Source organism: Alteromonas sp. CyTr2, assembly GCF_947311905.1.
GTDB classification, from domain to species: Bacteria; Pseudomonadota; Gammaproteobacteria; order Enterobacterales; family Alteromonadaceae; genus Alteromonas; species Alteromonas macleodii.
The window spans coordinates 1-21,331 of record NZ_CAMZMZ010000007.1 but is presented as its reverse complement, the minus strand read 5'-3'; the positions used below and the strand labels follow the sequence as shown (position 1 = coordinate 21,331).

At 44.2% G+C, this 21,331-nt stretch carries 20 protein-coding genes and 3 pseudogenes; 12 read left to right on the top strand and 11 right to left on the bottom strand.

Going from position 1 to position 21,331, the window contains the following annotated elements; translation table 11 throughout:
• The first annotated feature begins 31 nt into the window (after positions 1–31).
• Positions 32–937: an HPP family protein gene (locus tag QME20_RS06025; protein WP_281715630.1), complete on the top strand. Its 906-nt coding sequence runs from the start codon at positions 32–34 to the stop codon at positions 935–937.
• A 41-nt stretch (positions 938–978) separates the two neighbouring features.
• Here QME20_RS06025 and QME20_RS06020 read toward each other — a convergent pair.
• Positions 979–1,322 (bottom strand): annotated as a pseudogene (locus QME20_RS06020) (integrase core domain-containing protein); the annotation flags it as partial.
• A 478-nt stretch (positions 1,323–1,800) separates the two neighbouring features.
• On the opposite strand from QME20_RS06020, the gene QME20_RS06015 reads away from it, so the two are divergent.
• Both QME20_RS06015 and QME20_RS06010 read left to right on the top strand, forming a co-directional pair.
• Positions 1,801–2,589: a lipase gene (locus tag QME20_RS06015; protein WP_014950619.1), complete on the top strand. Its 789-nt coding sequence runs from the start codon at positions 1,801–1,803 to the stop codon at positions 2,587–2,589.
• A gap of 89 nt (positions 2,590–2,678) precedes the next feature.
• Positions 2,679–3,104, top strand: a pseudogene (locus QME20_RS06010) (ADP-ribosylglycohydrolase family protein); the annotation flags it as partial.
• A gap of 106 nt (positions 3,105–3,210) precedes the next feature.
• On the opposite strand, the gene QME20_RS06005 reads toward QME20_RS06010, so the two are convergent.
• Together QME20_RS06005 and QME20_RS06000 are read right to left on the bottom strand one after the other, a co-directional pair.
• Positions 3,211–4,299 (bottom strand): Gfo/Idh/MocA family oxidoreductase, encoded by a 1,089-nt coding sequence (locus QME20_RS06005; protein ID WP_281715628.1) that lies wholly within the window; start codon positions 4,297–4,299, stop codon positions 3,211–3,213.
• A gap of 96 nt (positions 4,300–4,395) precedes the next feature.
• Positions 4,396–4,683, bottom strand: a complete 288-nt coding sequence (locus QME20_RS06000; protein WP_049588173.1) for a response regulator — start codon at positions 4,681–4,683, stop codon at positions 4,396–4,398.
• 274 nt (positions 4,684–4,957) lie between these two features.
• Between QME20_RS06000 and QME20_RS05995 the strand changes: the two genes are divergently transcribed.
• The 4 genes from QME20_RS05995 (at position 4,958) to QME20_RS05980 (ending at position 10,487) form a co-directional block, all read left to right on the top strand.
• On the top strand, positions 4,958–6,118 hold the full coding sequence (locus QME20_RS05995; RefSeq protein WP_049588171.1) for an AI-2E family transporter: 1,161 nt from the start codon (positions 4,958–4,960) through the stop codon (positions 6,116–6,118).
• A gap of 193 nt (positions 6,119–6,311) precedes the next feature.
• Positions 6,312–8,480, top strand: coding sequence for a TonB-dependent siderophore receptor (locus QME20_RS05990; RefSeq protein ID WP_049588170.1), 2,169 nt, complete (start codon positions 6,312–6,314; stop codon positions 8,478–8,480).
• Positions 8,481–8,491: 11 nt separating this feature from the next.
• A complete protein-coding gene (locus QME20_RS05985; protein WP_049588169.1) occupies positions 8,492–9,049 on the top strand; it encodes a hypothetical protein in 558 nt (185 codons plus the stop codon).
• 1 nt (position 9,050) lies between these two features.
• On the top strand, positions 9,051–10,487 hold the full coding sequence (locus QME20_RS05980; protein ID WP_049588167.1) for a PepSY-associated TM helix domain-containing protein: 1,437 nt from the start codon (positions 9,051–9,053) through the stop codon (positions 10,485–10,487).
• A 278-nt stretch (positions 10,488–10,765) separates the two neighbouring features.
• On the opposite strand, the gene QME20_RS05975 is transcribed toward QME20_RS05980, so the two are convergent.
• The 3 genes from QME20_RS05975 to QME20_RS05965 all read right to left on the bottom strand — a co-directional run bounded on the left by QME20_RS05975 (position 10,766) and on the right by QME20_RS05965 (position 13,507).
• A complete protein-coding gene (locus tag QME20_RS05975; RefSeq protein WP_014977336.1) occupies positions 10,766–11,776 on the bottom strand; it encodes an NAD(P)-dependent alcohol dehydrogenase in 1,011 nt (336 codons plus the stop codon).
• A gap of 151 nt (positions 11,777–11,927) precedes the next feature.
• The gene (gene dsbG, locus QME20_RS05970; protein WP_014977337.1) at positions 11,928–12,674 is read right to left on the bottom strand and encodes a thiol:disulfide interchange protein DsbG; all 747 of its coding nucleotides are present in this window, start codon (positions 12,672–12,674) and stop codon (positions 11,928–11,930) included.
• Between the two features lie 23 nt (positions 12,675–12,697).
• Positions 12,698–13,507 carry a TlpA disulfide reductase family protein gene (locus tag QME20_RS05965; RefSeq protein ID WP_231506568.1) on the bottom strand — a complete coding sequence of 270 codons (810 nt, stop codon included), beginning with the start codon at positions 13,505–13,507 and terminating at the stop codon, positions 12,698–12,700.
• Between the two features lie 108 nt (positions 13,508–13,615).
• Between QME20_RS05965 and QME20_RS05960 the strand changes: the two genes are divergently transcribed.
• Positions 13,616–14,281 (top strand): response regulator transcription factor, encoded by a 666-nt coding sequence (locus QME20_RS05960; protein ID WP_014977339.1) that lies wholly within the window; start codon positions 13,616–13,618, stop codon positions 14,279–14,281.
• A 5-nt stretch (positions 14,282–14,286) separates the two neighbouring features.
• Positions 14,287–15,606: a histidine kinase dimerization/phospho-acceptor domain-containing protein gene (locus QME20_RS05955; RefSeq protein ID WP_014977340.1), complete on the top strand. Its 1,320-nt coding sequence runs from the start codon at positions 14,287–14,289 to the stop codon at positions 15,604–15,606.
• Positions 15,607–15,711: 105 nt separating this feature from the next.
• Here the strand turns inward: QME20_RS05955 and QME20_RS05950 are convergent, their stop codons facing one another.
• The 3 genes from QME20_RS05950 to QME20_RS05940 form a co-directional block, all read right to left on the bottom strand.
• Complete coding sequence (locus QME20_RS05950) at positions 15,712–16,884, bottom strand: beta-ketoacyl synthase N-terminal-like domain-containing protein (protein WP_168534358.1); 1,173 nt, start codon at positions 16,882–16,884, stop codon at positions 15,712–15,714.
• A gap of 126 nt (positions 16,885–17,010) precedes the next feature.
• Positions 17,011–17,343 (bottom strand): DUF1904 family protein, encoded by a 333-nt coding sequence (locus QME20_RS05945; protein WP_014977342.1) that lies wholly within the window; start codon positions 17,341–17,343, stop codon positions 17,011–17,013.
• A gap of 157 nt (positions 17,344–17,500) precedes the next feature.
• A complete protein-coding gene (locus QME20_RS05940; RefSeq protein ID WP_014977343.1) occupies positions 17,501–17,917 on the bottom strand; it encodes a Dabb family protein in 417 nt (138 codons plus the stop codon).
• A 238-nt stretch (positions 17,918–18,155) separates the two neighbouring features.
• On the opposite strand from QME20_RS05940, the gene QME20_RS05935 reads away from it, so the two are divergent.
• The 3 genes from QME20_RS05935 to QME20_RS05925 all read left to right on the top strand — a co-directional run bounded on the left by QME20_RS05935 (position 18,156) and on the right by QME20_RS05925 (position 20,546).
• A complete protein-coding gene (locus tag QME20_RS05935; RefSeq protein WP_014977344.1) occupies positions 18,156–18,347 on the top strand; it encodes a hypothetical protein in 192 nt (63 codons plus the stop codon).
• 284 nt (positions 18,348–18,631) lie between these two features.
• Positions 18,632–19,501 carry an MIP/aquaporin family protein gene (locus QME20_RS05930; RefSeq protein ID WP_049588165.1) on the top strand — a complete coding sequence of 290 codons (870 nt, stop codon included), beginning with the start codon at positions 18,632–18,634 and terminating at the stop codon, positions 19,499–19,501.
• Between the two features lie 181 nt (positions 19,502–19,682).
• Positions 19,683–20,546: a DMT family transporter gene (locus QME20_RS05925; protein WP_049588161.1), complete on the top strand. Its 864-nt coding sequence runs from the start codon at positions 19,683–19,685 to the stop codon at positions 20,544–20,546.
• A gap of 18 nt (positions 20,547–20,564) precedes the next feature.
• Here the strand turns inward: QME20_RS05925 and QME20_RS05920 are convergent, their stop codons facing one another.
• The gene (locus tag QME20_RS05920) at positions 20,565–21,008 is read right to left on the bottom strand and encodes a DUF6314 family protein (protein WP_049588160.1); all 444 of its coding nucleotides are present in this window, start codon (positions 21,006–21,008) and stop codon (positions 20,565–20,567) included.
• A 10-nt stretch (positions 21,009–21,018) separates the two neighbouring features.
• Positions 21,019–21,255 (bottom strand): annotated as a pseudogene (locus QME20_RS05915) (TonB-dependent receptor); the annotation flags it as partial.
• Positions 21,256–21,331 lie beyond the last annotated feature (76 nt).

Here is a 21,331-nt window from a genome sequence, read left to right as displayed (position 1 = left end):
GTTTCCTATATCTGACCTTACAAAGGAATATATGTTAAATACACTAAAACGGTTTTGGGGTTTTCAAAACAACGTAGTTGTATCAGAAAAAGTCGTTGCCACTATCGGTGGAATGCTAGCTATATTTTTATGCTTTTTTCTTACAACATGGTTGCTAGGCACGGAGGGAGCAGCGGCAATTTTACCATCCATGGGAGCGTCAACGGTCCTTCTTTTTGCTGTTCCTCATGGTCAGCTATCGACGCCATGGGCATTCTTCGCTGGCAATGTTCTTTCTGCTATTGTCGGCGTTACAAGTGCACAATACATTGAAAATCTCTTTATTGCCGCTCCGGTAGCAGTGTCGCTTTCGATATTTATTATGCACCTATCTCGCTCATTACATCCTCCAGGTGGTGCTACCGCTTTGGCAGCTGTAATTGGTGGGTCTGCGATAACGGATTTAAGTTATTGGTACGTGCTCACTCCAACTATTATCAACTGCATGATTCTGTTTGCTGTTGCGATACTGTTCAACAATCTTTTTCACTGGCGGCGTTACCCGCAAAGTCTTATGCGATATAAGGGGATAGGCTATAACCCTGACACGAGACGTATAAAAATGCGACATATCCATGAGGCAATCAACCGGTCAGAATTGGTTATTGATGCCAGTGACGAGCAAATTAAACATATCATTGACTTAGCTGATACGATTTTACACGAAGAATTAATAGCCGGTTTTGAGCTCGAAATGGGCGCATTCTACACAAATAACCAACCTGGGCGTTTATGGTCTGTTCGTCAGGTTGTAGACGAAAGAAAACATAATTGTAAGCATAAGTATTTGCTTATATATAGAGTGGTTGAAGGTGATGGGAAGGGACTCTCCGATTGCTGTACCTATCAAGAATTTGCCGAATGGGCAAAAATGAAAATGACGCCATCGCAAGTTTAGCATACTGGTTAATAGTCAAACTGATACTTAGCTTGTAGTGGTCAAGTCATTTTGGCCACATCGTTGTAGCTATTCCAATAACGTTTCTCCGATTCATTCGGTGTTAGACCACCGTTGTATGAATGCGGTCTCAGTCGGCTGTAATAGCCATGGATGTAATCACCAATCTTCTGCTTTGCTTCAGCAAAATTCCGGTAACCAGTAGTTGGAACCCATTCGGTTTTGAGACTTCTGAAAAAGCGTTCCATCGGGCTATATCCCAACAATTTCCCCTGCGACTCATACTTTGTGTTAAGCGATACCGCCAAATTAGCTGACGGAATTTTCGGCTCGTGTAATGACATCCCTAGTCGCTATGGAACATCACGTTTTTAGGCTTTCCCCGATACCCCCCTGTGTCAGGATAGTTGTCGCCTCAGTTTTTCATAAAAATATAACAGGGAGCGGTAAGTTAGTTATTAGTGAAGCATTATCCTGAAGACCATAAGAAAACCGTCATTAGAAAGCTGGTTGAAAGTGGCTTATCATTACGCCAATTCGCAAAGCTAGAGAGTATCAACTTATCTACTTTGTATTGATGGCGAGATAAGTATTTACAAGCAGATTCTAGTTTGGCAGGTAGCAATAGTTCAGAGGTTGGTCACCAGAGCAAAAGTTCGCAATTGTTTTAGAAACAGCAGCATTGAGCGAAATTGAGTTAAGTGAGTATTGCCGTGAAAAGGGGCTTTACTCTGAGCAAGTTAAAGAAAAATGACGCGCCCCGTCATAACACTGAAATAAACTCCCTGTAGCGTGAAGTATTCAGTGAAAGAGTCTTCAACGGCTCAGCTTCAAAAACGCTAAATGCTCCAATACGAGTTTTCATGAAGAAATTGAAACGCTATCAATATGAAAGATATGCCATTCTCTGCCAACTCGCCTACCCTGATGCCGACGAGCAATACCAAAAAATCTTAGATCCTTTTTATGAACGCCAGCTAGTCGATAAGTACGGCAGAATGAGCGTAAGAATCTTGTGGGTCGAGAATAAAAAAGAGGTCATTATCGTTTTTCGCGGTTCATTGGGGGTAAGAGATTGGCTAGCGAATTTATTCTTCATCCCTAACAAACTCAATCAGTTAAACAGAAAATTCTGGGTCCACTGGGGGTTTGCGCGGCTACTGGCTCAACCTATGTATTCCAGCACTAAGACATCCAATGAAGCATTACCACTTAGAGAGCTACTTGTAAAAGTGCTTGAACCACTTAGGCAGCAAGGCAAGCGCTTTACATTCATTGGCCATTCGTCCGGCGGCGCAGTAGCGGTATTAATGGCTGATTACTTTGAGCGTTTATACGCAAAGTCAGTAAAAAGGGTAGTGACTTTCGGACAGCCCGCAGTGGGTACGCGCTCTTGGTATAAGCACTACACGCTACACCATAGAACGTATCGCATTTGCTGCGATTTAGATGTAATAACCTTTATGCCGCCCTTCCCTTTTTACTTCTGGCACGTTGGCAAGATGCTGTGGCTGCACGATGATAAAATTTACGAAAACACGCCTACCCATAAACGCTTTTTGATGTCGCTTCACAGCTGGTTGTTACGCCCAATTACCTATCACTACATGCGAAAATATATCCGCAACAAGTCGCTTTTCGATGAGCATTAGAACGATCATTTTCGACCTACAGTGCGTAATTTAAAGGTACTTGATTATTCAATCCCGCACAGTACTGCGTAAGAGGTAGGCTTAAAGAAATGTCTTCACTGTCAATCAAACGAGCAAAAGCGGCACTCAAGAACGCGTTTATCGGCGACGCATTGGCTATGCCGGTACATTGGTATTACAACCCAGCAGATATTTATAAGGCATTTCCGTTAGGGATAGAGCAATTTGAGGATGCGCCATCATTTCATCCGTCTTCAATAATGTCGCTACATTCCACGCAGCAAGGTGGGCGCGCGAATAAGGCATCTGCAAATCAAAAAGAGATAGTGGGCGACGTTATTCTCAAAGGTAAAAGGCAGTATTGGGGTAAGAACAACATTCATTACCATCATGGTATGAAAGCGGGAGAAAATACACTCAATGCGAATTGCGCGCGTATCGTTTTATCACGCGCACTTAAAGGGTATAACGAAAACGAGTTTTTAACTCAATATATTAGCTTTATGCGCGCTGATTAACCTTCTTGATGAACGGTAGCTGAGACAAAAAAGCCTGCTAGACCCAGTCGTAATGTGAGCAAATGGCATTTACTGTCCGGTAGCGTATTCGCGTAAAAACGCCTTATAGCGCTACCGTTTCCCCTGTTTTCGCCGCCTTGAATATAGCGTTCACAATGCGGATATCGGCCAGACCTTCATTGCCAGTCACCATAGGCTGTCGTCCAGTTAATATGGCCAGTGCATCGTTATCCATTTGCAGCGTTTGCTGCATACCGTTTATAGGAACCAGCGTTTTTCCATCAGACGTGGTGCCCGTTACCCCGCTGTAGCTCTGCATGGGTTTAAGTTGATACCAGCCCTTCTCACAATCAGCTTTAAAATGGTTAAACCCTTCCACTACACTGGTACCGCAATCGGCCACTAGTCCGTCGCCAAAATCCATCGTAAACAAGGTCGTTTCATCAACCTCAGTAAACGTCTCTGGAAAGCGCTGTGGTGGATGACTTCCCGTTACCGCTAATGGCTCACGGCCCGTTAAAAAGCGCGCGCCGTTTATCGCGTAAACGCCCATATCATAGAGTGCACCGCCGCCCATGTGCTTTTTCATTCGCCAGTTGTCAGGCGCTCTTCCTTGTCCTGCATAACCAGCGAAGCTCGATACCGCGGTCAAGTTTCCATACGGCTTAGTTTCAAGATACTGATGAAAAGTGCGGGTATTGGGTTCGTGCTGCATACGATAGCCTATCGACAACTGCACGCCATTTTTGTCACACGCATCTATGATAGCTTGGCATTCTTCGCTATCCATGGCCATTGGCTTTTCACACCACACATGCTTTCCGGTATTTGCGGCTTGTACCGCAAAGTCCTCGTGTGTGCCAGTAGGCGTTACAACGTAAATAACGTCAATATCGTCATTATTCGCAATATCTGCCATGGTGCTGTACGTGTACACATTACTGTCTTTAATGCCGTACTTTTGCTGCCATTGCGGGATCTTATTCTCGCTCCCCGTAATTATCCCCCGTAATTCACAGTGTTTAGTGTCCTGTAAGGCAGGGGCGAGTAAATTTGTGCTGTAATTGCCCAACCCTAACAGCGCCACCCCTATTTTCTTTTTCGAAGGCTTTGCCATTAAATAAGGACTTTGCGCAACCAGCAAACCTGAACCTGCTAGTTGAAGGAAGTGACGACGAGTAATGCGGGGCATTAGTACTCTCCATTAAGAAATTAATCCGTGCATGGTTTTAGTAGTACCTTTCTTACTCAGAAAGATCACAACACCGTTGCGATATTATCGAATGTGTTACCTGTAACACCATCGAAGGTTTATAGCTGACAACCAATACAGCTTTAAAGCCCTATGGCGCATCGTGCCGTTTGGTAACGCACGATTTTGGCGAAGTGCCGTACATAATTCGTAACCATTCATACCCGGCATGCCGATTTCCAACAACACTAAATCGGGCGTGAAAGACGCGACAGCCTTTAATGCGGATGGCCCATCTTCCACTACTTGAACCTGACACCCTTTTGCCTCCAATATCCATCCCATGGTAATAGCGGCATCTTGATTATCATCGGCAAATATCACCGCACCAGTTATGTTTTCTATAAGAGCTTGAAAGGGGATGTCGTCGGTAAAAGAAGATGAGCCCTACTTATTGGCTCAGACATAATTCGCTCAAATAATGCAGAAAAAATTATACTAAAGTAGAAATCACTATTTAGCTAACGATTTACGTAAAGCAGTACAAAGCGACTTCTATAGCGGTGCGGTAATTGAACTTAAATGATTAAATTTTCGTAACACTTACGCTATCACTAGTAAAAGTTCTACCAAGATCACTTTCTACCAAGGCTAAGACATGGACAACGCTGGCTCGAATCAAGATAAAGGGAACGCAAAGTATGCTGGTAAGTTCCCCAAAATAGCCCAACAAACCAGACTGCTAAATATTCTTGTGATTTTTGCTGTCATTTATACATTGTACCTTGCCAAATCTTTACTTGTTCCTCTTTTCTTTTCCGCCTTTGTTGCTCTGCTTTTGAGCCCTCTTGTTGCATTCGCACGCAAGTTATTGATACCTCGCACACTTTCAGCAGGAGCCCTGATTGCTTTGCTGGTCGCGCCGTTTACATTTTTAGGTATAGAGCTTGCTGAACCGGCAGAACGCTGGATGCAATCTCTCCCCAAAATTGCTGCCGAGATATCCAAAGAAATTGAAGAGATAAGCAGCAACATCGACGCTTATGCAACGCCTCCAGCTGAACCCGTTGAAAAAGAACGTTCATTCTTTAGCTGGTTTGGTGACGATGAGAAGTCACCTGAAATTTCTCCACCGCAAGACAACACAAACTCTGTGACGGACAAAATTAAACAAAGCGGAATAGATATTGGGCTCACACTCTTCGGTAACGCGCCATTTTTACTGGCACAGGTGCTCGCCTGTATTGTTTTAATTTTCTTCTTGTTGGTTTTTGGCCCCAACCTATTCAATGTTTTTGTAAGAGACTTCCCCATAGTTACTAACAAGCGACGAACGCTGGTATTGGTCGATCAAATTCAAAGGGAGCTGTCTTCGTATATCGTCACCATCAGCATCATAAACTCATGCTTAGGATTATCTACAGCAGGCGTGTTTTACTATTTAGGAATAGACGATGCGTTACTTTGGGGAGCGCTGGTTGCGCTGATGAACTTTGTCCCCTACTTGGGTGGTGTGGCGAGCTGTGTGGTATTGCTGGTAGTTGGGCTTGTTCAGTTTGGGCTTACCAACAGTGCGTTTCTGCCTGCGGGTCTGTTTTTAATATTGAATATTATTGAATCACAACTCATCACGCCTGCGGTGCTAGGAAGAAGTATGCAGCTTAACCCATTAATAATCATAATTTGGATAGCAATAACGGGTTGGCTATGGGGTGTGGTAGGCGTTTTACTTGCCGTGCCTATACTAATGTGTTTTAAGATCATTCTCGAAAATCTGGGCGTATTTGATCACTGGATTAAACTTCTCGAGTCAAAATAATTTTACTCTCTTCGTCCCTTCAACCACGTTGCATGGATAGAAGCGTGTGCGGACTTTTACCTAAAATCTAGGCACAAAGCACGATAGTCCTCTTCAAATAAAAGACGAAATTCATATTTTAACGGAACATACCCTGCCTTTTTAAAATAAAAATAGTTATCATATTCGTTGTCTTTTGATTTTTGGAGCTCCCATGAATTTGCTTAAAAGTGCCTTAGCCGTGATGATCGGCCTGTCGTCTGCAGGCGCGCCTGTATATGCACAAACAGAAAAAAATAATAATGATGACATTGAGCATATTACTGTTGATGCATCTCAGGTTGAATTACGAGATAGCTTTGCAGGAGGCCAAGTATCTCGCGGTGGTCGTGCGGGTATTTTAGGTAATCTCGACATGATGGACTCTCCATTCGCAAGCACCAACTTTACCGCAGACATCATAAGGGAGCAGCAAGCAAGAAGTATCGCCGATGTGTTGCAAAACGATCCGGTGGTTCGTGTGGCAAAAGGCTTTGGTAATTTTCAAGAACTATACGTAATGCGCGGGTTTCCCGTTTATTCTGACGATATGACTTACAACGGATTGTATGGTGTTTTACCTCGCCAATATGTTGCTGCAGAGTTGTCAGAACGCGTTGAGGTTTTCCGTGGCGCCAGTGCATTTCTGAACGGCGCAGCACCGGGCGGGAGCGGCTTAGGTGGTTCGGTGAATATAGTGCCTAAGCGCGCGGGCGACGACCCATTAAACCGTGTTACGCTTGGATACGAGTCTCAAGGACATTGGTATGGCGCAGCAGATGTAAGCCGCAGATTTGGCGACGACAGCCAAAGTACCGGCGTAAGAGCTAATTTTGTACAACGAGGCGGCGAAACAAGCATCGATAACCAAGATCGTGAATTGAGCGTTGCTGCTATCGGCATTGATCACGATAGCGATAACTTCCGTCTTTCTTTGGATTTGGGCTACCAAGACCATCAGGTTGACTCACCACGCCCTGCAGTCACGCCAGGCAGTACAATTCCAGAAGCGCCTGACAGCGACACCAATTTTGCCCAAGAGTGGACTTACACTAACGAGCGTCAATTTTTCGGTGCGGTTCGAGGAGAATACGATTTTACCGACAACATCACTGCATGGGCGGCGTATGGTTTCAGATCGGGTGAAGAAGATAATGTGTTTGCTAACCCTAGACAGGCAGAAGCAAATGGCGACTTTTCCGCTTACCGTTTTGATAACGTTAGAAATGATGAAATTCGCTCAGGTGAAGTGGGTCTCAATATCGAATTCAAAACCGCAAGCGTGGGACACACGATCATTACGTCTGCATCAACGTTTTTTCTAGAATCTGAAAATGCCTATGCGTTTTCAGATTTTAGCGGCTTTGCTGGAAATATTTATAACCCGGTAACGGCAACCGTGCCCGATGCTGACTTCTTTATTGGTGGCGACCTTAGCAACCCACTAATCACAGAAAAAACAGACCTTTCTAGTTTTGCTCTTGCAGACATGATTTCGTTTAACGATGGAAAAATTCTCTTAACCCTTGGTGGCCGTGTTCAAAACATTGAAACCCGCACCTTTGATTACAATACAGGTGATGAGTTGTCAGGGTACGACGAATCTCAATTCACGCCGGTTGTGGGCATTGTTTATAAATCGTCAGAACAGGTGTCTTATTACGCCAACTATATCGAGGGGCTGCTTCCTGGTGAGGTAGCGCCTGCATCAAGCGGTGGTGAACCAATTGAAAACGCGGGTGAAGCTTTTGACCCATACAGCGCCGAGCAAATAGAAGTAGGTGTGAAATATGATGCTGGCCAATACGGTGGTTCATTGAGTGTTTTCAACACCTCAAAGCAAAGCTCAATTATTAAAGACAATGTTTTCAGTACCGATGGTGAACAGCAAAACCAAGGGCTTGAGTTAAGCGTATTTGGCATGCCAACTTCAAATTTACGTGTTTTGGGCGGATTCACTTGGCTCGATGCGGAAATGACTAAAACTCAAGACGGTACGCTAGATGGCAAAACGGCCATTGGTGTTCCTGATTTACAAGCAAACATTAATCTTGAGTGGGATGTTGATGCCCTTCCAGGGCTTACTGTCGATGCACGTGCGGCCTATACGTCGAAACAATATGCCAGTGCCGACAATAGCCTTGAAGTCGATGCATCTAATCGTTTCGATCTAGGCGTTCGTTACAGCTTCTTTGCAGGAATGACCGACATCACACTTCGCGCTCGTGTAGATAACGTCTTTGACAATAATTACTGGGCGTCGGTAGGAGGCTTCCCTGGCTCAAACTACCTTGTATTAAGTGAACCTCGGACATTCAGACTGTCTGCTTCATTCAATTTTTAACGGATTAAGTTATGCTGCTGTCAATCGCTGCCTTTTTAGGCAGCGCATTGGCGATAGGTTTGTTTTACCGCGCTTGGCAAAGCACACAGATCGCCTTTAAACGTATATCTAAACTCTCGGCATTGTTGTTAATGCTGGCGAGTTTAAGCCTTTGGGTTACAGAGTACGGCCCTGAATTAGGTACCTGTTACGCAGTGGTCGCTTTCTCGTTACAAGCATGGAGTTGGATTTATCTCGCCCGACAACGAATAAGTAAAGATGTAAAACGCGTCAATTTACCGTTCGCATCTGGATTGACTACCCCGTCTACCTCTATTGCTTTTAACGCCCTTGTAAAACTACTTGGCAGTGTGTTTTTAAGTGCTATTTGCGCCATGTTAGTTACTGTAGTGTGGACAACAGCACTTAGCATGAGCAAAGTGAATCAGATTGCACTTGGAATTTACACCATGCCTCTTTTATGGGGATGTGGCGCATACTGGCTGTGTGCAGACAGTAAACTATGGCGCCCGGTTGGGGTGTTGAGTGTACTTAGCGCGTTAAGTTACTTCTACTTGTATAGTATATAAAATGAGTATTTCTATTTCTCCCAGCGCAAATAAAAGCGCCTTAAAAAGTCACGCTTGGTTAGGACTAGCCGTTAGTGTATTGATGTATTGGGTGTGCTTTTCAGGCACTTTATCTGTTTTCTCTCAAGAACTTCTGCGGTGGGAACAACCCCATATTGCAGATAATCTAGATTACACCCCTGGCAGCATTCAAAATGCTTATGAACGCTTTCTCACAATGAAAGAGGGTCAAACACAGGGAAACATTGTCATTCGCTTGCCTACGCACGATTTGCCACGCGCACGCATTAGTGCAGACGGTGAGTATTGGAATATTTCTCCAACCGGCGAATTAAGTGAACCATCCACAACACCTATTACTGATTTAATCGTTGATTTACACACCGCTCTTCATTTGCCAGAAGACATCGGAATGATGGCCGTCAGTGTATTGGGTGCTATTTTGAGTGCATTGATTATCTCTGGCATTGTTGCTCACAGACGTATTTTTAAAGATGCCTTTCGCTTGCGAACAGGTAACAACGAGCAACTTACACAAGGCGACTTACACAATAGAATGAGCGTGTGGGGCTTGCCTTTTCACTTGATGATTGCACTAACCGGCGTTTATTTTGGTTTAGCATCGTTTTTAACGTCCATTTATGCCGATACCTTATATGAAGGAAACAAGCTTGATCTGTTTGCCGACATTTATGGTTCATCAATTCAGCTTGAACATCAGCCAGCCATTGCGAATATAGAAAAAGCGCTGACCGACATAATGAAAATGGAGCCCAATACCCAGCCCATTTTTGTTACTTTGGAAAACGCGACCAAAGACAATCAGTATATTTTGCTCGGCTCTCAGCACTTGGATAAGCTCATTTATTCAGAACAATACCGCTTTGATGCCAGTGGACAATACATCGATAAAGTCGGTTATTCAGATGGTGATGCTGGCCAACAAGCGATATTTTCTGTATATCGCATACACTTCGGCCACTTTGGTCCAGAAGCAATGAAGATATTCTTCGGATTAATGGGGTTCGCGTTAACCATTATCTCTGTTACCGGCATAAATTTGTGGCTGGCAAAACGCGCTAAGCAAGATGCCTTAAACCAGCTTTGGCTCGGTTTTGTGTGGGGCACGCCTATCGCATTTATTTGGGCTGCATTGTTAGAGTTAACGCTGGCGCTGCCCACAAAACCTGTTTTCTGGGTAACATTGACAGCTATTCTTATCGCTTCACTAATGCAAAAAGTGCTTATGAAAACTCACTTGGTGCTGTTGAATTGTCTCGCCGCCTTGTTAGTTGTATTGGCCATTACTCACTTTGCTGTTCACTACCCTAGTTCGTTAGTCATGAACTCGCTCATTATAGACAGCGCGTTTATCGTTTTTGCCCTGTGCGTATGGCGCTACCTATATTCTAGGTTGAAGAAAGGCTGGAACATTTAGCTCAACCAGATGAAGGTTAAGTTTGAGTAAAAATTAGCATTTTTACATAGTCTAAGTCTGAGCATAATTGATATTAAAAAGCCTTCCGTGTGGAAGGCTTTTTGCTTTTGAAGTCTGTTGCGAAACACCGCTGGCACACTTAATCCATCATCATCATTTAATTCAAGTGGCTCCCTAACTGCCAATGATCCAGCTTTGACAAAGAAGTCTTGTTATCAATGCATCACTTGATTTGCAAACCATTAACTTTGATAGCGTCACAAACAATGCCAGAACTCTTAGATATCAATACAAATCTTGCCGAAGTGTTTGCCATTAACCTCATATTCAAACGCTTTAGCGAGTTCATCGAGTGAAAAACTTGTATCAATTACAGGCTTTATTCCGCTCGCCTCTAGGGCATTTACGAAGTCATTTTGATGCTCCCTGCTCCCAACAATAATCCCTTTAAGATTGATCTGCTTTGCCATCAGCGCTGCTGTTGGAACATCTCCTTTCACGCCGGTCAATACGCCAATAAGGACAATATTTCCATTCACACGACACGCATTGATTGACTGTGCTAAGGTAGCAGGCCCTCCCACTTCCACAACGTGGTCTACACCTTTCTCTCCGCTCCACGCGTTAACCGCACTCCCCCACTCGGGTTCTGCTTTATAGTTCACGATGAAATCAGCGCCAAGGGCTTTAGCCTTTTCAAGCTTTTCATCCGAGGAGGAAGTGATAGCAACGTATGCCCCCATCGCTTTGGCTATTTGAAGTGCGTATATTGAGACACCGCCAGTACCTAGCAACAGCACCTTGTCGCCAGCTTTAAGCTTACCCTCAACAACTAATGCTCTCCACGCTGTTAACCCTGCCGTTGTAATTGTGGCGGCCTCTGCATGGCTCCATCCTTGTGGAGCTTTAGTAAACCATGTGGCTGGTCGAACGACATATTCTGTTGCGTATCCGTCAAGGCCATCACCAGGCGTTCGACTGAAATCGCTACACCTAGGTTCACCGTTCAGCCAATCCGGAAAAAATGTCGACACAACATGATCGCCCTCCTCGAACTCATCAACGTCCTCACCAACTTGAGTAATGATGCCAGAGCAATCAGACAGGGGTACACGATTCTGCGCCGTAGGAATAGTGCCATTAGCAACACTAAGGTCATGGTAATTCAATGAACTCGCATGAACACGTACTTTAATTTCTTTACTTCCAACTGTTTGAGGCTCGTCAACGTCTGTCGTCTTTAATCTTTTAAGCCCTTCATCATGGGTTCCAATAACAACTTTTCTCATGTACGGATATCTCTTTAATTTTGATTAGTAATATACGTAAACGATTCAAATGAGATTACTGAAGGTTTTTATCTGAGATAAATAGTAAATGTAGCTCCTGACTTAAGGGAACATTTTGTACTCATTGTTAATTCCGTCTCTCCCTTTATCTTTAATTGTCTAGCACTGTTTCTAATTGAGCTGTGGTCGGAAGCCCCATTTGTAATTTCACAGCACCAGACTCATCCCTAAAATAAATGGCAGGCGTAGCGGAAAGGCTCAGTCGTCGCATAAGCCTGTGGTTGTCATCAAGCTCCTTTTTCACCTCTGGTGTCGGGTTATTCAAAGGCTTAAGCAGCGCTAATTGACCAGCTTCATGGTTGTGAAGAATCTCACTAGGGTTTTCTGCGCTAAGAATGGCTGCAGATTTTCCATAACTATCAGCCTTCAATATACCGACCAGGATATGCCGAATTTGAACATTACCGGCGTCAACCCACGGTCGGGCCTGCTGCCAAAACTTTTGACAATAAGGGCAGTTCGGATCGGTAAAGGCATAGACAACTCTACTAGCATTAGGGTTACCATCTAAAACCCAACTCGACTCACTCAACTGCTGCCATATTTTTTCGCTTTGCGCACCGTTTATGTAGTTATTTAATTCGTTAGCTCCAACATCTTGTCCGTTTGCGTCGAACATTTTTCCAGCCAACATATACTGACCATCTTCCGTGACATAAACCGTGATTGCATTACCTTTGAAGTCAATGACATAGCCTGTCATTTGGGATGGCGCATCAAAGCGACTTATCACCTCTCCGCCTTGCTTTTCAACGATGCTGAGAGGCTTTGGAAGCTCACTATCAGTGGCGAATGATGAGCTAGAGAAAGCTAACATCCAAGAGACTACTTTTAGCATTCTTATTCCTTGAGGTACTTAATTTACTTGAGAAGAGGACGGAGGTAATGCTGAAGGCTAGCCTCAGACAGCTCCCCCATGTGGCGGTCAACTAACTCGCCTTTTGCATTGAAAAATAACGTAGTTGGCAGGCCATATGCGCCAAAGCTTTTTGAGATATTGCCTGCAAAATCAAAGTAAGTATTTTCAAGGTCAACACCTTGGCTCATTAAGAAGCGCTCTGCTTTCGTGGGCGCTTCGCTTTGATTGATAAAAATAAATTTTACGTCTGACTGCGTTTGTTGTGCCCGCGCTAAAACGGGCATTTCGCGGCGACACGGAGGGCACCATGAAGCCCAAAAGTTGATGACGACAGGTTTACCGATATTTAGCTCTAGTGATTGATACTCGCCACTTGAAGTCTGAGCATTGATATTTAGCGGACTAGGAGAGGTATTATATAAGGTTTGAATTACAACTAGTGGAAACAACGCAGCCGCGGTGATAGCCCCAGATTTAAGATAAAACGACATAAGCTGACGATGCTTTTTTGCTCTAACCAAAAGAACCGTTAGGCCCGCAAACCATCCAGAATAGCTATTGAAACCACCATCTCTAATATTGAGTACGGAAAGCCAGTCTTTTTGATAAATCTCCCACAAATCTATGACGAAGATTAAACGTGCCACAACTAGCCCTGCTGCGATAGACCAGAATATAGTGTCAGTAACTTCGTTCTTCTGCTTACTGGCTCTTGCCAAATAGCCGACAAGGCTCCAGAAAATAATTACACCCGCAATAATTAATGCGGTGCTGGTCATCATAGCGAAAGGGCCTAAATTGATCGTATTCACGTTAAATGCACTTAGTAAGTTTGAGCTGGTAAACTAATTACCAAAGATTAATTTAATATTAATGTTCACCCATTAGCTTCTACGCATCAAACCGCTTTGTGAAAAACTATGAATATTCTTCTCGTTGAAGACGACCTCGTTATTGCAGACGCAGTATGTGTTTACCTTCAAAGCAAACTCATGCAAGTCACCCACGCCGTCACGTTAAGTGAGGCTAAGCACTATGTATCAATCAACCAGTTTGACGTGTGCTTGTTAGATATCGCACTACCCGATGGAAGCGGACTGGAATTGTTATCGTTAGTCAGGAAGAAAAAGCTGCCAATGGCAATCATTCTTTTAACGGCAAGAGATGCCATTGAAGATAAGGTGACGGGGCTCAACAAAGGCGCAGATGACTACGTGACAAAGCCTTTTGACTTTGAAGAGTTAATTGCGAGAATTTACAGCGTAACGAGAAGACAAGATCAGCATTTACACGAGATATTGAAGTTTGAAGAGCTTACGTTTGATGCTAAAGCCAAACGCGTAGAAGTGCGCGGCGAACAGTTATCCTTATCTGCATGTGAACTGAAACTTCTGTATTTATTCTTATCAAACCCAGGCAGAATTTTAAGTGAAGCACAGCTTAAAGACTACTTATATGGCGTCAACGATGATGTGAATAGCAACGCCTTAAACGTGCATTTATTTAATCTTAGAAAAAAAGTGGGTAAACATATCATTATCACGGAACGTGGTCTGGGCTACCGCCTCGCTCATCAGCAGGAATAAGAAACATGAGTCTTCGACTAAAGCTCATCGCAATTATTGCTCCTGTATTTTTTGTCTTGTGGCTAACAGCCAGTTATTTCTCTATTACCCAGCTGAAAAGCGAGATAAACCAAGCCATGGATAGCCGCCTTGCCTCCACAGCAAGAATGATGAATAACCTTATGCTGTCCGACCAAAATTCAGTGGGCAACTTGGGGCTTTCCCCAAACGGTACGTTCAACGATGCGGGCACCTTAAAAGGCCTTGCCTGTAAGATAAGCGCGTTAAATGGTGAAATTATTGCTAATAGCCACCCTCAAGAGCTAACACTACCTGATACGCTACCATCGGGACTTGATACCGTTATTGTTGAAAACATCGAGTGGCGGGTATTTTCTTTAAAAACAGAAAAGCACACCATTTCTATCGCTGAAAAGCTTTCTGAGCGACATGCAATATTTGTCCAGATGGTAATCGTCAGCGCCCTTCCAACACTCATTTCCCTCGTGGTTTCGCTGCTTGTGATCTGGTTTGCCTTAGGAAGAGAGTTGAGGCCGCTTCAGCGACTAAAAGACGCCATCACCAATCGCTCACCAAACGATTTAAATCCAATTCGGTTAAGGCATAACCTGCAAGAAATTACTCCCCTAATTGATAGCCAGAATCAGTTGTTCACCAAGCTTGAAAACGCTATTGAAAGGGAAAAAGCGTTTACCGATAACGCTGCTCATGAATTAAGAACACCTTTGACGGGCATTATTAGTCAACTACAGGTAGCAAAAGTCACGCAAGGAGAAACGCAACAGCGTGCCATTGAGAAGAGTTTATTTAGTGCACGTCGCTTGCAAAGCTTATTAGAAAACTTGCTGTTGCTGGCAAGAGTAGACAAAGCGCCAATTGAGCAGCATGTGCAACCGTGGGAACTGTCTAAAGAACTTAGCAACCTGCTGACAGAGTTAGGCTGTGAAAACAACGACATTCAGGTTCATACCAATGTTTCAAAACGACTATCACACATCCCCGTATTCGCATTCACTATTGTCATGAAAAATCTAATAGATAACGCCCGTCAACATGGTGTTAAAGGAATGCCGATTTCAATAGTCATTGAAGAAGACGACAACGAGTTTGTTATTCGCGTTTCCAATCATGCAACGCTTAATACTGAAACGCTAGCGTACATGACAAGACGATTTTGGCGTGAAAGTCATTCACAAGGAAACGGGCTTGGATTAGCGATTGTGAACGCACTGGTAGAAGCGCTGAATGGAACATTTAACGTCAATTACGAAGGTGACCAGCTACACGTAATGATCACCTTCCCAACTTCGCCAAATACCGAGTAAGGCACACCGAATCTGTGATTGAGCGAAAGCTTCTTTTTAGCTCAACGAGCCCGTCTAGCCCAAACACGGTTCGGCTACATTTTGCTGCTGGGCATGTATTGTAAGCTAGTCGGCGCCAAGGATAGTCACTACCGCCGCGCCCCCCAGACCTATGTTATGCGCCAGAGCAAGCTTTGCATTTTCTACCTGTCTCTGCCCTGCTCTGTTAGTTAAATGCCACGATAGTTCAACACACTGCGCTATACCCGTCGCCCCGATGGGATGGCCTTTTGACATCAAACCACCTGACGGTCCAACAACGTATTTACCACCATAGGTATTGTCTCGGTCAATGACGAGCTTTTCAGCTTCACCTTCAAGGCACAACCCAAGTGCTTCATAAGTGATAATCTCATTCGTTGTGAAGCAATCGTGCAGCTCTATTACATCTATATCGTTTGGAGAGACCGCTGCAGCCTCGTATGCCTTGTGAGATGCTATTTTTGTCATCTCACTCCCCACCGCTGAAATGGGGTCACGCCAAGAATCAATAGTGTCCGTAGCCATTCCTTGTCCAAGAATAGACACCGCATTTGTTATGCCGTGTTTCTTGGTAAATGTTTCACTACACAACACAACTGCTGCAGCGCCACAGGTAGGTGGACAAGCCATTGTTCGCGTTAAATAGCTATCGAAAATCACCTTGTCTGTTAGCACTTCTTGCACGCTAAGTGAAGAAGTAAACAAAGAAAAAGGGTTGTTGATAGCGTGCTGTCGAGACTTAACCGAAACTTCAGCAAAAAGGTTTGGGCTTACACCGAATTTTTCCATGTAGTGCTTGCCAGCTGAACCGAACGCTCTCAACGCGATAGGAGCTGGAGGCACATCAAACTCATCATAAACAGGCGTGAAACGGTCAAACGGACTTTCTCTATCCTGCCAATGACTGCCCAAAGCTCCCGGCTGCATCTCCTCAAAACCAAAAGCTACAGCGCAGTCGACCTCTCCGGAAAGAATTGCTTGTCGGGCAAGATAAATAGCACTGGCTCCACTTGCACAATTATTATTTACATTGACAACTGGCACGCCAAGCTGTGCCACGTCGTAAAAAGCGTGTTGGCCACAGGTGCTGTCACCATAGATATAAGATGCGAAAACTTGCTGAATATGCTTTTTATCAATATCTGCATCTTTAAGGGCTGATTCCACGGCATTCGAAGCCATAATGCGATAGGGTAACTGGCTACCTGGCTTAACAAACTTCGTCATGCCGGCACCTATAATTTTAACGTTGTTCATGTCTGTCTCTGTCAAATTTGTCTCGGGCGACACTGATAATAAGACTTGAACAATTTAAAGCGTATTATTTCGTTCAACCTACTACCAGAGGCCTTTGCTCAACACGTTAAGTATTGAGCACACGCCCTAAAAGTGCTCGCGATTCTCGTAATAATCTTTGCCGTTTAGGTCTTCAAAAAGTACGGTAATGTCCGTATGTTTTCCTACGAACGGACGAAGCGCTTCATCGATAAGGTTAGCTACCGCAGTTTTGGAATCTTGCCCGCGATCAAACCACAACACTTCTATGAAAGGATAGCCTGATGAGGCTCCACCAGCCGCAACAAACTGACTCGCAATATGCTCTACCGTGAAGTGATCGTTGGGGGTATCAGTGAGCTTCGCAAACTGCTCAACAATATCCACTGCGACTTTCTCTAATACAGTTTGCTGAATACCTCTTGCGCGTATATGTGGCATTTTCTTGGTCCTTCTTAAAGCGCTCAAATTGTTGTTTATCATGTCTTTACTGACATCATATCACGCATTTTAAATCGCGAAACTAAGGGCTTGTTTCAGCACGCTTAAAGACTCCGTATAACATCGACAGATATATTATTTTGGGAATTACGGATAGTTAAACCGATATGGAATCGCGTACCACTACCTCGCGCCATAAGTGAGCGCAGTCTTCTATGAATTTTTTATGGATAGGATGAAGCTGATACTCATCTTGTGCTTCAACGCTTTCAAAAAACATAAGCTCAGAGACGTCAAAGGAATTATCGATAACATCCCGCTTGAGTGTATTCGCAGGCACGCCAATGTGGAGCGAGTGAACCTGTGGAATGGCGCGCAACGATTGTAAACCGTCAATAAGCTTTTGCTTATCTTCTGTCGACGCTGGGTCTTTTAGCCAGAAGTAAACCATGTGAAGGATAGGTGGTAACTCAGCGCTAGCACGGGGGTTTGCCTGTGCAGAAGCCGGCAATGCAGATAGTGAAGCTAGCGCTCCTGCGGTTGCTAAAAATTGTCTTCTTTTTGTATCTGTCATTGCCTTCATCCTTTTTTTATAACGGGTAAAAAAACTGAATTTCTACAATGACACTGGACGCGCATTGAAGCAATAAGAATCCGTTGATGAGTCATCTGTCACCTAACATTGCGCAGCGACATAAATTGCCATCTATTAACAAGGTTTTTGAACGCAATAATTCGCATCTTGGCAAGCAACTTGAAAGACATTTAAAAGAAACGAAATTTAAACACGTAAACAACGAGATTTTGACGCTATGCGCTTACCTACTAAACAGCTTATTAATAAGATCGAGCACTTATCTAACGGCCTAACGCCAGAACAACTGTCGAGTTTCCTAGATATTATTGATGCCATGACGGCATTAGTTGAAGAGGCGGGTGAGTTAAAAGGTGATTGCGACGCCAAAAGCAACAATGGTAATTCGGAGATATCTATACTCCACTAAGAAGTGTATTTATACGCCCCTACCTTTACGCAATAACATATACAAAAAGCCACTAATATTCGATTTTGATCATTTGCAGTTCGTTTATGTTCGTTTTATGATGATTTTCTCTTAATTGTACATTGGAAGCAGTTTAGAAAAACGACTTACGACAAATGAGTTATTTAGCGTAATGATATAATCGCGCTCATTAGAAGCGGTATTCGCCTACATTTGCTAGCACGTAACTTTGTCCTCTTTTTTCTACTCATGCACTGTACGGGTTATAATAAAAAGGAAATCATATGTTACCTCTCTCGGAACCAACACTTGTCCGGCAGTGTATTGCTGAATTTGTAGGCACAGGCATTCTAATATTCTTCGGCGTTGGCGCAGTGGCAGCATTGGTATTAACAGGTGCTTCCTTCGGCCAGTGGGAAATGAGTATTCTTTGGGGCGTGGGCGTGTCCATTGCCATCTATTGTACTGCTGGCGTTTCGGGTGCCCACATCAACCCCGCGGTGACCATAGCACTCGCAATGTTCCACGGTTTTGAAAAACACAAAGTCGCGCCCTACATAGCGTCCCAGTTTTTGGGAGCATTTTGTTCTGCAGCTCTTATCTACAGCCTATATTATCAACTTTTTGTTGACTATGAACTTGCGCACAACCTATCAAGAGAAAGCATAGGGGCACTCGCTACTGCGGGCATTTTCGCAACGTATCCTCACGAAGCACTTTCATTCTGGGGTGCCTTCAGTGTTGAATTCGTTATCACAGCAGTTTTAATGTTCGCAATATTGGCGTTAGGGGACGAAAAAAACGGCGCTCCGCGAGGAGCTATGAATCCACTCCTCGTGGGTCTTCTAATCGCCGTTATCGGCGCTTCTTTAGGGCCATTGACCGGATTTGCTATGAATCCCGCAAGGGATTTTGGACCGCGACTCTTTACCTATTTCGCAGGATGGGAGTATTCACTTTCCGGTGCAAAGGATATCCCGTACTTCATTATTCCTATTTTTGCACCAATATTTGGCGCTTGCTTTGGTGCGTGGCTGTATCCAACATTAATAGGCCATTCTCTTTCTCAAGAAAGTCATGGCTGCACTATTCCTAACGATTGCGAAGCTCCCGTGATAAGAAATACGTCTGAAACACGTATTGAGAGGGGCTAGGTTTATGTTAACAGGGTGAAGGTATGGCAGAAGAAAAGGTAATGAGAACACCGTTGGAATAATAAACTCCGGGCATCCTTCTATTCACTAAAATTATCGGCAATGAAGAAGCTAACTGTTGATATAAAAGCGGCGATAACCTATTTTACGGCGCGGTTAATCTTTCAAAGAAGTGCAGCGTGTGATTTATTTAATAGCCGTTACTGTCCTATGGGCATTTTCCTTTTCGCTCATAGGCGAGTTCTTGGCAGGTTCGGTCGATAGTTATTTTGCAGTGTTAACACGGATCGTGCTCGCCACCGTAGTTTTCCTTCCTTTTCTAAAGCCGGCTCTATTGAGCACTAAACTAAAAGCGATTCTGGCAAGCTTAGGCGCTGTGCAGTTAGGGTTGATGTACATCTTCTTTTACCACGCGTTTTTGTTTTTAACTGTACCAGAAGTGCTACTTTTCACCATATTCACGCCGCTTTATGTAGCCATTTTAAATGACGCCCTGTTTAAGCGGTTTACCCCGTTTTATTTATTGTGTGCACTTATCGCCACCGCAGGTGCAGCAATAATTCGCTTCAATGGTGTTAGTGAAAATTTCTGGTTTGGTTTTGCTATTGTTCAAGGTGCTAACCTTTGTTTTGCTTTGGGACAAGTGGGTTATAAAAAGCTGACTTCAACGTTTGAAACCCAAATGCCCTATCACAACGTATTCGCGTGGTTTTATTTAGGTGCATTGGCCGTTGCTCTACCTGCGTTCTCCCTATTCGGCAACACGAGTCAGCTGCCACAAAACCCTGAACAATGGGGCGTGTTGCTATGGTTGGGTATTGTGGCGTCAGGGCTTGGGTATTATTTTTGGAATCAAGGTGCACTAAAAGTGTCTGGTGGTACGTTAGCCATTATGAATAACGCGCTTATTCCAGCAGGTCTTGTGGTTAATTTACTGCTTTGGCAAAAAGACACAGACTTCTCTCGGTTGTTTCTTGGCGGCGCCATCATCGCTTTAGCGCTTTGGATGTCTCATCAATACTCCAAAAAACAGGAACGCCCCTAAGCCTTAAGAGAGCGTCCACTACGCAGGGCTATACTTACTTATCATGGTGTAGTCTTTGCGAGGTCCAATGACCTTCCATGTTGAGCGCCATACAGGCCACGTACTGAAGTCATAACGCACCACATAGTTATCGTCACCACATAAGTGCTCAGCGTTTGGGTTAGTAGCGCTAAATGAGTGAAAATAGCGCTTATCGTCGAATAACACCTCAAATAAACCCGTTTGAAGCTGCTGCCAGAAATAGCGACGCTCGGCAGGCATTACGTGGCCGTTTGGCGCAGTAACCTCACCATTTTCAAAATACGCTAACGCGCGACTTTCTTCGTGCTCACTGCCTTCCAGCCAGCTAAATTCAGCCTCGCCCATAAAGGCGAACACATCGCCATTTCGCTGGATGATTTTGCGCGTCAGCGTCCAACGTCCAGCAAAATCGTCCAAAGTATGAGGAGAATTAGCTATCATTGCGCCGTCCTTACCAAAAATAGGTTACGGTGGCAGAATATTGATCGCCACGGCCCGGTGTCCCGGGGATTTCTTCAAAGCGTTCATCCCACAAATTATCGACTGCCAACACCAGATTTAACCCTTCAATCTGCGCCGGTGAATACGTGAGGGCGACATGAGAAAAGAATGCAGAGTCACTCCCTTTTCTAAGGGCATTGTTTTCTTGTTTTCTCCATTCATTATCCACGCGAATTTCAATCGTATTGACGTGGTCAACCAAAATTGACCAACCCAGTTAAGCTACTTTTTTCAATTTCTTCATGTCCGCCTCATATTGATTT

Bases quoted from the DNA above. Each gene is read 5' to 3' on its own strand.
- QME20_RS06025 (WP_281715630.1), top strand. From the start codon at position 32: ATGTTAAATACACTAAAACGGTTTTGGGGTTTTCAAAACAACGTAGTT.
- QME20_RS06015 (WP_014950619.1), top strand. From the start codon at position 1,801: ATGAAGAAATTGAAACGCTATCAATATGAAAGATATGCCATTCTCTGC.
- QME20_RS06005 (WP_281715628.1), bottom strand. From the start codon at position 4,299: ATGCCCCGCATTACTCGTCGTCACTTCCTTCAACTAGCAGGTTCAGGT.
- QME20_RS05995 (WP_049588171.1), top strand. From the start codon at position 4,958: ATGGACAACGCTGGCTCGAATCAAGATAAAGGGAACGCAAAGTATGCT.
- QME20_RS05990 (WP_049588170.1), top strand. From the start codon at position 6,312: ATGAATTTGCTTAAAAGTGCCTTAGCCGTGATGATCGGCCTGTCGTCT.
- QME20_RS05985 (WP_049588169.1), top strand. From the start codon at position 8,492: ATGCTGCTGTCAATCGCTGCCTTTTTAGGCAGCGCATTGGCGATAGGT.
- QME20_RS05980 (WP_049588167.1), top strand. From the start codon at position 9,051: ATGAGTATTTCTATTTCTCCCAGCGCAAATAAAAGCGCCTTAAAAAGT.
- QME20_RS05975 (WP_014977336.1), bottom strand. From the start codon at position 11,776: ATGAGAAAAGTTGTTATTGGAACCCATGATGAAGGGCTTAAAAGATTA.
- dsbG (WP_014977337.1), bottom strand. From the start codon at position 12,674: ATGCTAAAAGTAGTCTCTTGGATGTTAGCTTTCTCTAGCTCATCATTC.
- QME20_RS05960 (WP_014977339.1), top strand. From the start codon at position 13,616: ATGAATATTCTTCTCGTTGAAGACGACCTCGTTATTGCAGACGCAGTA.
- QME20_RS05955 (WP_014977340.1), top strand. From the start codon at position 14,287: ATGAGTCTTCGACTAAAGCTCATCGCAATTATTGCTCCTGTATTTTTT.
- QME20_RS05950 (WP_168534358.1), bottom strand. From the start codon at position 16,884: ATGAACAACGTTAAAATTATAGGTGCCGGCATGACGAAGTTTGTTAAG.
- QME20_RS05945 (WP_014977342.1), bottom strand. From the start codon at position 17,343: ATGCCACATATACGCGCAAGAGGTATTCAGCAAACTGTATTAGAGAAA.
- QME20_RS05940 (WP_014977343.1), bottom strand. From the start codon at position 17,917: ATGACAGATACAAAAAGAAGACAATTTTTAGCAACCGCAGGAGCGCTA.
- QME20_RS05935 (WP_014977344.1), top strand. From the start codon at position 18,156: ATGCGCTTACCTACTAAACAGCTTATTAATAAGATCGAGCACTTATCT.
- QME20_RS05930 (WP_049588165.1), top strand. From the start codon at position 18,632: ATGTTACCTCTCTCGGAACCAACACTTGTCCGGCAGTGTATTGCTGAA.
- QME20_RS05920 (WP_049588160.1), bottom strand. From the start codon at position 21,008: ATGATAGCTAATTCTCCTCATACTTTGGACGATTTTGCTGGACGTTGG.